Genomic DNA, 12,330 nt, shown 5'->3' with positions numbered 1-12,330 from the left:
GACCCCGAAAAGCCCGAATCAGGCCTTTTCCAGCGTGCACTGAAGCGGGTGCTGGTTCTGCCGGGCGAAATCCATCACCTGGTTCACCTTGGTTTCGGCGATCTCGTAAGGGAAGATGCCGCAGACGCCCACGCCCTTCTGGTGGACGTGGAGCATCACGCGCGTCGCCTGCTCCAGATCCATATGGAAGAAACGCTTGAGGACCATCACCACGAATTCCATCGGGGTGTAGTCGTCATTCAGCATCAGGACCTTGAACTGGCTGGGCTTCTTCGGCTTGGCGCGGGTCTTCGTGGCGATGCCGACCTGTTCGCTGCCGTCACCGTCATGACCGTCCGTATCAGGGCCGGCTTTCACATGACCGGCGATTCCCTCCATCCCCACTGAACCATCGTCCCGGAAATCGGCACGCAGGGTTTCAGGGCACAGGCATTCAGCGCGCAGAGGCGCCGGAAAGCTCGGAAAGGAATCGAAATTCGGGGAGTACATGGCAGCAGAATATCGTATCGACCGCCCGGGAAACAAGGTCTGCGTCGAACATTGTCGCGCCGGAGCGGCTACAGGCCGAAACACGGCCCCGCAGGAACCGCCCGAAAGACCGCCAATTGCCGGCCGGTGACCGGATATCGGCCGGGTGAACCGCTCCACCCGGCCGACGGATCGACCTCTCTCAGGACTGTCCGGGAGATCTGCCGGCGCCCGAACCGGGCGCCGGCAAAAGATCAAAAAGATCAAACAGCCGCGTGACGGGCCTTTTCCATGGCGATGCTGACGCGGCCCGAAATCGGGGCGGCCACATCGCTGAACAGCTTCAGCATGGTTTCGCTGTTCTTCGAGCTGTAGGCGACGGCCGTGTCGAAGTTCTTGCGCAGGATGTCGCCCTGCAGCTTGAAGAAGTCGGTCGGCGACTTCACGGCAGCCAGTTCCTTGATGTCGCCGGTCATGGTCGCGAAGGAGCTACGGCCTTCCGTAACCAGTTCCGAACCCAGGCCCTGCAGGCCTTCGGCGAGGATCTTGCCCGATTCAACCACGGCTTCAACGTTGCCCTTGGTGAAATCGCCCAGCTCACCGAACAGGCTGGAGCTCTTCTCGAAGGCAGCCTTGGCCTTGGTCTGGGCTTCCGTCACGGCATCCTGAAAAGCAGAGAAATTAGCGCTCATGTCCATCGTCGTATCCTCGAGCATGAAGTTGGATATCAGTCCTGCGAAGCTTGTTTTTGAAGCGCCCGTCTTCGCTGCGGGGCCTGTCTTTGCGGCGCTGGCGGGTGCGGCTTTCACCGTGCCCGTTCCGGCCGCGAGGGCCGGCTTGAGAACGGCAGGCGCGCGCGCAGCGACTGCCGGTTTGGTAATGGTCTTCCCGGCCGCCGCCACCTTGGGAGCGATGGCAGGAGCAGTGGGCTTGGGCGCGGGCTTGGCCGCAACCTTCGGCGCCACCACTTTCGCTGCCACTGCGGGCTTGGCCGCCGGTTTCGGCGCGATCTTTGCCGCCGGCTTGGCCGCAACTTTCGCTGCCACCTTGACCGGGGCCTTCGCCTTCGCGGCCACCTTTGCCTTCGCGGGCTTGGCTGCCGGCTTCGGGGCAACCTTGATCGCGGGCTTGGCAGCCACCGGTTCCGGCTTCGCGGCAACGACCGGGGCCGAAACCACCGGAGCCGAGACCACCGGCGCTGAAACCACCGGTTTCGGCGTGGCGGCAGGCACAGGCGCCACCTTCGCTTCTGCGGCAGGAGCGGCTGTCGGCACGGTCTTCACCGCATCACCAACGGGCCCTGAGACCGCATCGGCCTTGGCAGTCGCCGCCTTCGCAGGCGCAACTTTGCCGGTTTCAGTCTTATTCGTTGCGGAAGGTATCACGGGTTTGCTTTCAGCCGCTGCCGCGTAGGCCTTTTCGGCGAGGGCGTCATCCTTGTCTTCGTTGCCGGCCATCTGACTGTTCCTGCGTTCCTGGCGAGAATCGTAGCGATAGACGATGTTCGAGCCATTCGTGCCGCAGGACCGTCAAAGCGATCCGCCGACCCTTCAGGCTCTCCGTAAAACCAAGTCTGGAAATTCCTGCGATTCGTAAAATTCTTTTGCTGCGTTGCACAATATGCGGTCACAGCATCGAAGTCAATCGGGCTTTGCTGCATCGCGTCATGAAAATGTTGCACTGCAACATGGGCGCGCGCGAACGAGCCCGCAGCACCACCGGCGGGCTGCTCTATGAAGGCGCACTGCCTCGGAAGCCCAGCCGTAAGGCATTGAAGTCAGGTGTATAGTACGACTGCATCGGAAATGGACCGCAGCGGCGGATGTTCCCGCGGGCGCCGGCAGAACGGCACATCGATCCCGTGCGCACCGGCCAGGAACGGCAGCCGGCTGCGTTTTAACCGCTGGATCTCGAAAGAGATTGCGCCGGAAACTTTGGAGCAACTTCGGTGTACCGGTGGCGGCGCAGGCCAAAGCGTTGGCCCGCCACCCCACTCAGCGCGTCATGACGTAGCGGCCCGGCGCATCCTCGATCACCTTGTCGCCACGGCCGCCCGGACGGCGCTTGCCGCGTGCCGGCACTTCGGTTCCGTCCAGCCCGCGCAACCAGTCGATCCAGTGCGGCCACCAGCTGCCCTGATGCGCCTCCGCCCCGTCCACGAAGCTTTCCAGCGTGTCGGCCTTCGCCGGATTGGTCCAGTACTGATACTTGTTGGCGGACGGCGGATTGACGACGCCGGCGATATGGCCGGAACCTGCCAGCACGAACGTCCACGGCCCGGCCAGATAATGCGTCAGCTTCCACACGCTGCCGGGCGGGGCGATGTGATCCTCTCGCCCGGCCTGGATATAAGTGGGCGTGGCAATCCGGTGCAGGTCGATCGGCACGCCGCAAGCCTGCAGCGAATCCGCCACCACCAGCCGGTTGTCGCGATAGAGATCGCGCAGATAGCTGCGGTGCCACTTCGCCGGCAGGTTGGTGACGTCACCATTCCAGTGCAGCAGGTCGAAGGCGGGATACTGCTCGCCCATCAGGTAGTTCTTTTCGACCGTGCTCCAGATCAGGTCGTTGCCGCGCAGGATATTGAAGGTGGCGGCAAGGTACCTCCCGTCCAGATAGCCTTCGGGCGACAGCTTGCCGATCGTCTCGATCTGCTGGTCGTCCACGAAGGCCTTGAGGTCGCCCGCATCCTCGAAATCGACTTGCGCGGTGAAGAAGGTGGCGCTGGCCACCTTGTCCGCCTCGCCCTTGCGCGCCAGCACGGCCAGCGTGGCGGCCAGCGTGGTACCGGCGACGCAATAACCGATGGTGTGGACCGAAGGCACATCCAGCCGATCGCGCACGACGTCGATCGCCTGGACCTGCGCGGCGATATAGTCGTCCCACGCAAGGTCGGCCATCGAGGCATCGGCCGACTTCCAAGAGACCATGAACACTGTCGTGCCCTGCTCCACCGCCCAGCGCACGAAGCTCTTCTTCGCGTTCAGGTCCAGAATGTAGAAGCGGTTGATCCACGGCGGGAAGATCAGCAGCGGCGTCTTCAGCACATCGTCCGTGGTCGGCGTGTACTGGATCAGCTGGTAGAGCGGCGTTTCGAACACCACCTTGCCCGGCGTCACCGCGATATTCTCACCCAGCACGAAGGCGCCGGGGCGGACGTGGGTCAGCTGGCCCTTGCGCATATCGTCCAGCAGGTTCTCGAACCCGCGGATCAGGCTTTCGCCTTGCGACCGGCGCGCAGCCTCCAGCGCGACCGGGTTGGTCATCGGGAAATTGGCCGGGCTCAGCCCGTCGACGATCGCGCGGGTGGCGAAGATCAGTTGCGCCTTGCGGGCCGCTTCCAGCCCTTCGGCCTTTTCCGCCATGCCGACGAGCTGTTCCGCCAGCATCAGGTAAAGCTGGTGCAGCACCGCGAAGAACGGCTGGCGGCGCCATTCGGGATCGGCAAAGCGGCCGTCCGATCGCGGCAGCGCGGGGTCTGCTTCCGCCTTGCCCGTTTCCTTCGCGTCCGGCCCCAGCCCGTATTGCGCCAGCACGCCGTTGATCAGCCCGGCCGCATCGTTCCACAACCGCTGCTGCACTTCGGGATCGGAGAGCGGAAGCTGGCGCGCCACGGATTCGGCGGTGGCGATCCATTTCAGCGGATCCGACCAGTGCCCCTGCCCGTCCTTCGCCTTGCCGATCTGCTCCACCTGAAAATCGGTCCAGATCGAATGCATGCGGCTGGCGATTTCCGCCCAGTGCACCGCGCTTTCGGCCTCCGGCGTGCCTTCCTTGGGGACGAGGCCGCCGAACAGGCCGGTTACCTGGCTGGCGTGATCCTGAAAAAGCTTGGCCATAAGGTCGGTGGCGTCGGTCGCCATGTGCGGTCGAACTCCGGAGGGAGGGATCCGATGCGAATCCCCTCACCCTCATTCCTATCGAGTGCCCCGCCCGCCGCCAACTGGCAAAGCCGATCGGACAAAACTTGCGCATGTCCCCCACTTTCCCGTCACACGATTGCGCATCGGCCATTTGCGCGAGGGCTTTATTCCCCTACAGGGACCGGCGCGGCACTTTTCGCCGCGTGTTTTATGGATTCACAGAGGTCATGGAAGACGAGTTCTACCGCATCAAGCGACTGCCGCCCTACGTTATCGCCGAAGTCAACGCGATGCGTCATGCGGCACGCCAGGCGGGCAAGGACATCATCGACCTCGGCATGGGCAACCCGGACCTGCCGCCGCCCGCCCATGTGATCGACAAGCTGTGCGAAGTGGCCCGCAAGGAAGACGCGCACGGCTACTCGGCTTCGTCGGGCATCCCCGGCCTGCGCAAGGCCCAGGCCAATTACTACGGCCGCCGCTTCAACGTCGATCTCGATCCCGAGACCGAAGTGGTGATGACGATGGGCTCGAAGGAAGGCCTCGCCAGCCTCGCCACCGCGATCACCGCGCCGGGCGACGTGGTGCTGGCACCCAACCCCAGCTACCCGATCCACACGTTCGGCTTCATCATCGCCGGCGCGACGATCCGCTCGGTGCCGACCACGCCGGACGAGCGCTATTGGGAATCGCTGAACCGCGCGATGGCCTTCACGGTCCCGCGCCCGTCGATCCTGATCGTCAACTACCCATCGAACCCCACGGCCGAGACGGTGGATCTGGCGTTCTACGAACGCCTCGTGGCCTGGGCGAAGGAGAACAAGGTCTGGATCCTGTCCGACCTGGCCTATTCGGAACTCTATTTCGACGGCAACCCGACGCGCTCGATCCTCGAAGTGCCGGGCGCCAAGGACGTGGCGGTGGAATTCACCTCGATGTCTAAGACATTCTCGATGGCCGGCTGGCGCGTCGGCTTCGCGGTGGGTAACCCGAAGCTGATCGCCGCGCTGAAGCGCGTGAAGTCCTACCTCGACTACGGCGCCTTCACGCCGATCCAGGCGGCGGCCTGCGCCGCGCTGAACGGCCCGCAGGACATCGTCGAGAAGAACCGCACCCTCTACCAGAAGCGCCGCGACGTGATGGTGGAAGCGTTCGGCCGCGCCGGTTGGGACATCCCCAGCCCCAAGGCATCGATGTTCGCCTGGGCCCCGCTGCCGCCGGCACTGAAGGAAATGGGCAGCCTGGAGTTTTCCAAGCAATTGCTCACCCATGCCGAAGTCGCCGTGGCGCCGGGCGTCGGGTACGGCGAGGACGGCGAAGGCTTCGTCCGTATCGCCATGGTGGAAAACGAACAGCGCCTTCGCCAGGCCGCGCGCAACATCAAGCGCTACCTCACGTCGATGGGCGTCAACACGCCGGCGGCCTGAGAGTCCGTTTGAAAAATGCCCGCAGGGGCATTTTTCAAACGGCACCGGCCCTCTCCCGCACGCGAATCCGGCTGCGGCCGGATTTGCGGCATGGGGCCGCTGCCTCACTACGAATCGTTGATGGCCTCGCCCGCCTCCAAACCGTCAGGCGATGGGCCGGCCGATGACTATGGGAAAAACCCTATAGGGATTTTTCCAACTGCCTGATACCAGTCGAAAATCAACGCTATAGTAGTTTAGGCGCGGAAAACTGGGGAATTTTACCCTGGCATTACCTCGTACTGTAAAAATATAGGTATTGTTCCGCGGCCGACATCCGCCCAAGGATACCGGTTACCGGACCACCATCAATCTTGCAGAATAGGGGGGGGAATGACCTATCTGGGCAAGAGCGAATGTCACGCACCACGTTTTCGCTGGCTAACGCAACATACAATACCCTCGCAGCTGGACCTGCGCCGCTGCGGCTGGATACTCGAACCCGAGCATGAGGCCTCGATCGACTGCGTCGGGATGATCGACGCGCTCGGCCTGGATGCCGGGCAATGGCTGGCGCTGCTGGAAACACTGCCGCAGGACCAGCGCCGCACCGTGCTGGTCACTGGCGTCAGTACCGCGTGCGAGCGCGCTTCACTGCTCCATGTCGGTTTTGGCGATGTCGTCACCGACGCCATCGAGCTGGAAGAACTGGACGCCCGCGCCAGCCGCCTGTCGCAACTGGCGCAGTGCCTGCCGCGCCGCCGCCGCCTGGGCCGCCTGACGCTGGACCTTCTGGCGCGGGAGGCATTCGGCGATGGCGAACCGCTCAATCTCAACCCCCGCGAATTCGCGCTGATCTGGCGCTTGGCCGATTCGGTTAACACCACGGTGAGCAAGGAAACGCTGATCTACGACGTGTGGCGGATGGGCTTCGTGCCCGAAACCAACAGCGTTGCCGTCCACATGTCGCGCCTCCGCCGCAAGCTGGCCTTCGTGGGCCTTGCCGGCGTGATCGAGACTTCGTCGAACGGCGGCTACCGGCTGATCATGCCCGCCGAAGTTCCACCGGTTGAGCGGTCCGTCCGCGCCAAAGCCGAAACGCTGTCACACTGAACCACGCCCCCGCGGCTATCGTCGTTCCACAAGGGCGGCGAGATCGGCGGGGGTGTTGATATTGGCGATCGGCGCCGGCAGTTCGATCGCCCGCGCGCCCACCAGTTCCGCAAAGCGCCGCATCGAATGGCTTTCTTCGCTGTGGAGAAGGGTTTCCAGCGTGGCGGTCGCGGATACGGGCCATATGCCGATGATCGGCTGCACCGCCACGCAGGCCGGCGCATCGCCCAACCGCTCCAGCAGATCGTCGGGCAGCAGCCCGCCATCGACGCCGCAGGAAAGGACCTGGGTGTAGCCCTCATCCTGCGCCAGCCGCATCGCGGCAGCCAACCCACCCAGCGGCCCCATGTCGGCATGCGGCCAATCCGGCAGGGTAGAGGCCGGCGCGGTTTCCCGCCCGGTGACCACGACCTGCTCGCACCAGCCCGACAGCGCATCCACGGCCAGCGACAGCAGGGTATGACCGCCAAGCTCCGCCAATGCCTTGTCGCTGCCGAACCGGCTAGACCGCCCGCCTGCTAGAACCGCTCCGAGAATCATGGCCAGGCTCCATCGCAGGGGAGTGGGATCGTACCGGTAATGCTACCGCACTCCGGCGCGGATACAAACGGATCCGCCCTGAACCCGGTTCCCGCCCCGGTCCCGCGCGCACGAAGCTGTCGATGAAATTCACCGGAAACGTGAATCCCGGTTGCGCCCGAGCGAATCCGTTGATAGTGGCCCACTCCACCACACCGGATGGCCCGATGGCGGAGTGGTTACGCACCGGACTGCAAATCCGTTTACGCCGGTTCGATTCCGGCTCGGGCCTCCACCTTCCTACATCGCAAAGCGCTGCAATCGCCCTTTCGGGCGGCAGATTTGTGTGCGTCAGCGCCGTGCCTTCCTTTCGGGAAAACGCGGCGTCGCACTCAGGTCATCGATATCGAACGGGGCCCCGGCCGCCTCGCAAAAGACGGCCGATGAAAGTGTCTTCCTAGCGGATTCACGTGGCCCTGCTGTGCTTCATGCCGGCCTTTCCGTCGTGAGCGGCGCCTATCGTTTCTCGAATGCAAGGAAGGTCAGGCGGCTGTCGCGACCCGTGTTCCAGGGGGCGCAATTGTAGTGCTCGTACTCGTGCTTGGCGTAATCGACGAGGTTGAAGCCCAGCTGCTGCATCAGGTGGATGTAGATTTCGGGATCGCGATTGAAGACCGGCGGATTGCCCTCGCGGCGCCAACGCTGGTCCATGAGTTCGGCGATGACGACCCGTTCGCGGCCCTTCGTCGCCTCCACCATCATCGGCACCAGCGCATTGTCCGCCACGTGCAGCAGCACTGTGTAGATCAGCACCGTCGGCGCGGCCGGGTAGGTGTAGCCGTGGTCGTGGATGCGAAAGTTGTGATCGGGCAGCGCCGCGCGGGCCTGCCGCAGCGAATTCGGGTTCACGTCGACGCCGATGTAGCCCTCCGGCGTGAACAGCGAGGCGATACGGCCGACACCGCAGCCGATCTCCAGAACCGGAAAACGCGTGCCCAGCGCCTTGCCGAGGGCGGCGCCGACATCGAAGCCTTCGGGGAACTGATAGCCATTGCTGGGGATGATGTGGTCGACGCCTTCCTTGATCCAGAAGGCCTCTTCGGGTGTCCTCCAGAGGCGATTTTCCGCCCGGTCGCGCACACCGTCCTCGGTCACCTGCTGCGGTTCCGCAATGATCTTGCGTCCATCCGCCTTGGCCTGACGCGACGCCTGCCAGTGACGGATCACCGCGGTTTCCGCACCGGGCGCGCCGTCGATATGTAGATAAGCGCGCGGCAGCCACGTCGTCTTGAGCGGCCGGATGCTGGCGATATCACACCATGCGGAGGAGAGATGGACCTGATCCCAGGTCAGCGGATCCGCCTGGCAGCGCAGCACCCATTGGCGCAGCAGTTCGCCCGCCAGCTCGGTCTTGCCGAAATAGAGCGTGCCCGAGCAGAACTCCCAGCCGCGATCCTGCTCTGCATGGTTCCAGGTCCACTTGTGCAGGGCCACATCCGCATCCAGTGCCGAAAACAGATCCGGCGTGGCCTCCACCGTGGCATCGGCATCGAGCCAGACGACGGGGCGATCGGAAATCAGCCATTGTTCGTAGATGAACTGCGCCTTGTAGGCACAGTTCATCTCCCAGCCGCCGACGCTGCTGATCGGCTGCAGCACATGATCGATCCCGAACCCATCCAGCGTCGCACGCAGACGGGCGGCGTGATCGGCATATTCGTTGTCGGCGGTGAAGAACGACACCACGCGGAACGGATGCGCCCCGGGCGCAAGGACTTCGGCCGTGCCGCGCGGCTCCATGCCTCGGTCGAGGTCACGGCCGATGAAGCTCTTCACGGCAAAGTCGGCGGCGCTGGCGGCACGCGGTACGGCGGTCTGGAGATTCATCGCAGGCGATCCATCGAAGAGGCCGCCGCCGGACCGGAACCGACGCGCGGGCGAGGCGAACAGGGGCTGAGCGTCGGCGCGCTCGGCGGTGATAGCATTATAGAATGGCCGGACCGGCCGGCGTGGCAGCGGCGCAATTGCCCACTTAGGGGCGCAACAAGTCGTAACTCTGGATCATCCCGACCAGCCGCCCTTCCCGGTCCACCACCGGAACCACCGAAAGCGGGCGTCCCGCGTCCTGCATCAACAGCAGCACATCGGCGACCACGGCGCTGTCCGGCGCGACGATCGGCCCCGTCTTCATCACATCGGCCGTGCGGATCGCGTAAATGTCGTGCCGAGATTCGATCAGGCGGCGCACGTCGCCGTCCACCACCAGTCCCTGCAGACACCCCGCCGCATCGATCACGCAAGCCGCGCCCATGCGCCCGGCAGAGATCACCGCGATCATCTCCGCCACGCTGGCATCGGCCCCTACCGTGGGCAGGTCCGCACCCTTGCGCATCAGGTGGCGGATCGGGATCATGTGCCGGCCCAGCAGGCCCGCCGGGTGGTGCCGCAGGAAATCCTCCCGCGTGAAACCGCGCGCGCGGCTGACGGCGACGGCAAGGGCATCGCCGATCGCCATCTGCAACGTGGTGCTGGAGGTCGGCGCCATGCCGATATGATCGGCCTCCCCGGCGATATCCATCAGGATGCAATGTTCGACGACATGCGCCAGCGGCGATTCCGCGCGGCCGATCACCCCGATCAGGCGGCACTTGCGCGCCTTCAGGATCGGCAGGATGCGCATGATCTCCTCGGTCGATCCGCTGTTGGAGAACAGCAGCACCACGTTCTCGGTCTGCACCGCGCCAAGATCGCCATGCGCCGCCTCCGCCGCGTTGAGGAAGAAGGCGGAAGTGCCCAGGCTGGAAAAAGTCGCCGCCACTTTCGCCGCGACCAGTCCGGACTTGCCGATGCCAAGGCAGACGATCGGCCGTTCCTGCGCCGCGATCAGCGATACGGCGGCGGGGATCGCGCTGTGATCGCCCTGCAGGAACCCGTCCAGCGCATCACGCTCGGCCGCCAGGACATCGCGAAACCAGCGGGTTTCCCGCTCGTCCTGCTCCTGAAACCGCGCGACCTTGTAGTTCAGCATTCGATGACTCCGGCTATTCCATTCATGCGGGATGTCAGGCCTGCGCTGCCCGCAGCTCGCGGTTTTCCCGCTCCAGATCGAGGTTCCATGTCGCCAGGCCGAACCGGCGCACATCCACCTGTTGCCAGAACAGGCCGGGATCGCGTTCGAGCAGGTGGAACCTGGCCAGCGCGCTGGCGCACTGCGATCCCATGTCGATCACTTCGGCCAGTTCGGTAAGGTAGAAGGGGATCGGCCGATCCGGATCGCCCATGTGATCGCCATGGGCACTGCCTGCCGCGCGCAGGGCGATGTCGACCCCTTGCTGGAACGCCCGCCGTGCCGCCGCGTGATCGCCACCCGCGATATGCAGTCGCGCCGCGTAGAATGCCGCCGCGACCGATTTGGTGGCCAGGATCGGCGCGAAAGCCTGCCAGTCCGCCGCTGCCGTGGCGCCGTACCAGCGCAGCGCGCCGGCGTGATCGCCGGCCATCTCGCACAGCCGCCCCGCCAGGAACGCGTGCGAGATTGTCCACCGCGCCACATGCGCGGGCGGATGGTCGCCCGCCGCGATGGCATAGCCCTGGATCGCTTCCAGCAAGCCCGGCACTGCCGCGCGCTCCCGCGCCTCCAGCGCGCGGTAGCCATAGACGGTAAGCGCCGCGCCCTGATCGGCCGATCCCAGTCGCGCGTTACCGATCACATATTCGGCAAGACGGCACAGCGTATCCTCGTTGCCCAGCCGTTCCCCCATCTGGACCATCGTGCGATAGAGCCAGGGATTGTCATAGGCCCCGAAATCGGCGAGCGCGGGAAGGCTTTCCGCCGTCCCCGCGAAGGCGGGATGAGCATAGGCTGCGGTGTCCGATGCCCCTGCCAGCGGATTGGCGGAAACCACCGCCAGCAACCACGGCCCTTCTGCCTCCCCGTCCAGCGCGGCGGGAATGATATGGCGCGCGCCCATCGGATCCCGCGTGAGAGGAAGTTGCTCGTAACGGCATTCCACCAGAAAGCGGCTGGAAAGCGCTTCGTTCAGCGCCGCCCAGTTGCCCGGCAACGAAGCATCCCCTGCCTCCGCTTGGCGGAGGGCAAGGATCAGCCGGCCATCGCACTTCAGCACCCGCACGTAATCGTCCAGCCGCGCCTGCCAACCGCCCGGCATCGCCGGCTGGAACGCCACGAGCGTATCGAGCGAACGGTCCGCGATCTCATCCAGCGGCAGATTGGCGCGGACCGAGGCAGCCTGCGACAGTGCGCCAACGATGCTGGCCCCATCGGCGGCGAAGGCGCCCTCCACCAGTACGGCATCACCCGGGCGCACATGGCTGGCCGCCAGCGCATAGCGCGCGATCGCGGCATCGGCGTCCACCCCGCCGCTTGCAAGAAGCCCCTCATGCAGTTCGGCCTGCGATCCGGCTGGGGCACGGCGATAGAAGCTGAGCGGCGGCATCGCCCGGCCATTCCACTGCGGATAGTCGTAATGCGTCATGCCGCCGGGATGGCGGATCCAGCCTGCAGCAAACAGATCGGCTTCGATCGTCTCGCGCGGTCTGCCAAGGGATTGCAGCGCCAGCACGCCGGCGCCGGCATAAGGCCGGATCGCCTCCGCCAGCGTTTCGGCCCCGCCGACGCGGGGCCATTGGAGGTAAGCGGCGGCGCCGCCCTTGCCCGGTCCATCGTGCGGCCGGCAGCCCAGCAGCGCCAGTTCCTGCGCCAGTCGGCCATGGGCAGCGAGATCCATCGCGATCCGGCAGGGGCCCAGCCGCCTGACGATGGCGGCGGCGTCATGAATGCTCATGGAAGGCTGATTTCCCGCTTGTAGTTTGATGCAGGCTACGCCCGCCGTGCCGTACAATTATAGGATAACAGCACCCTATCCGAACGGCCGACGGGGAAAATTTTGCCGGGGGTGGGTGCCGCCGCCGGATGACTCCGCTTCCCCTCTATATTGGGC

General features: G+C 64.9%; 9 protein-coding genes and 1 tRNA gene. 3 read left to right on the top strand and 7 right to left on the bottom strand.

The window, feature by feature from the left end:
- Positions 1-18: 18 nt before the first annotated feature.
- From clpS to ACZ1JC_RS14555, 3 genes are all read right to left on the bottom strand, one after another.
- A complete protein-coding gene (gene clpS, locus ACZ1JC_RS14565) occupies positions 19-357 on the bottom strand; it encodes an ATP-dependent Clp protease adapter ClpS (RefSeq protein WP_465136177.1) in 339 nt (112 codons plus the stop codon).
- 374 nt (positions 358-731) lie between these two features.
- Positions 732-1,925, bottom strand: a complete 1,194-nt coding sequence (locus tag ACZ1JC_RS14560) for a phasin family protein (protein ID WP_465136178.1) — start codon at positions 1,923-1,925, stop codon at positions 732-734.
- A gap of 537 nt (positions 1,926-2,462) precedes the next feature.
- Positions 2,463-4,331 (bottom strand): PHA/PHB synthase family protein, encoded by a 1,869-nt coding sequence (locus ACZ1JC_RS14555; RefSeq protein ID WP_465136179.1) that lies wholly within the window; start codon positions 4,329-4,331, stop codon positions 2,463-2,465.
- A gap of 227 nt (positions 4,332-4,558) precedes the next feature.
- Between ACZ1JC_RS14555 and ACZ1JC_RS14550 the strand changes: the two genes are divergently transcribed.
- The gene (locus ACZ1JC_RS14550) at positions 4,559-5,758 is read left to right on the top strand and encodes an LL-diaminopimelate aminotransferase (RefSeq protein ID WP_465136180.1); all 1,200 of its coding nucleotides are present in this window, start codon (positions 4,559-4,561) and stop codon (positions 5,756-5,758) included.
- Between the two features lie 372 nt (positions 5,759-6,130).
- Positions 6,131-6,850 carry a winged helix-turn-helix domain-containing protein gene (locus tag ACZ1JC_RS14545; RefSeq protein WP_465136181.1) on the top strand — a complete coding sequence of 240 codons (720 nt, stop codon included), beginning with the start codon at positions 6,131-6,133 and terminating at the stop codon, positions 6,848-6,850.
- Positions 6,851-6,865: 15 nt separating this feature from the next.
- On the opposite strand, the gene ACZ1JC_RS14540 is transcribed toward ACZ1JC_RS14545, so the two are convergent.
- Positions 6,866-7,390 carry a molybdenum cofactor guanylyltransferase gene (locus ACZ1JC_RS14540; RefSeq protein ID WP_465136182.1) on the bottom strand — a complete coding sequence of 175 codons (525 nt, stop codon included), beginning with the start codon at positions 7,388-7,390 and terminating at the stop codon, positions 6,866-6,868.
- Positions 7,391-7,590: 200 nt separating this feature from the next.
- Between ACZ1JC_RS14540 and ACZ1JC_RS14535 the strand changes: the two genes are divergently transcribed.
- A tRNA-Cys gene (locus tag ACZ1JC_RS14535) sits at positions 7,591-7,664 on the top strand.
- 221 nt (positions 7,665-7,885) lie between these two features.
- On the opposite strand, the gene ACZ1JC_RS14530 is transcribed toward ACZ1JC_RS14535, so the two are convergent.
- The 3 genes from ACZ1JC_RS14530 to ACZ1JC_RS14520 form a co-directional block, all read right to left on the bottom strand.
- Positions 7,886-9,256: a class I SAM-dependent methyltransferase gene (locus ACZ1JC_RS14530; RefSeq protein ID WP_465136183.1), complete on the bottom strand. Its 1,371-nt coding sequence runs from the start codon at positions 9,254-9,256 to the stop codon at positions 7,886-7,888.
- A 145-nt stretch (positions 9,257-9,401) separates the two neighbouring features.
- Positions 9,402-10,397 (bottom strand): KpsF/GutQ family sugar-phosphate isomerase, encoded by a 996-nt coding sequence (locus ACZ1JC_RS14525; RefSeq protein ID WP_465136184.1) that lies wholly within the window; start codon positions 10,395-10,397, stop codon positions 9,402-9,404.
- Positions 10,398-10,431: 34 nt separating this feature from the next.
- Complete coding sequence (locus ACZ1JC_RS14520) at positions 10,432-12,174, bottom strand: hypothetical protein (RefSeq protein ID WP_465136185.1); 1,743 nt, start codon at positions 12,172-12,174, stop codon at positions 10,432-10,434.
- Between the last annotated feature and the right edge of the window lie 156 nt (positions 12,175-12,330).

This window comes from Sphingomonas sp. BL-S-28 (assembly GCF_055521515.1).
Note: the sequence above shows the minus strand (reverse complement) of the source record. Positions and strands in the feature narration are given on the sequence as shown.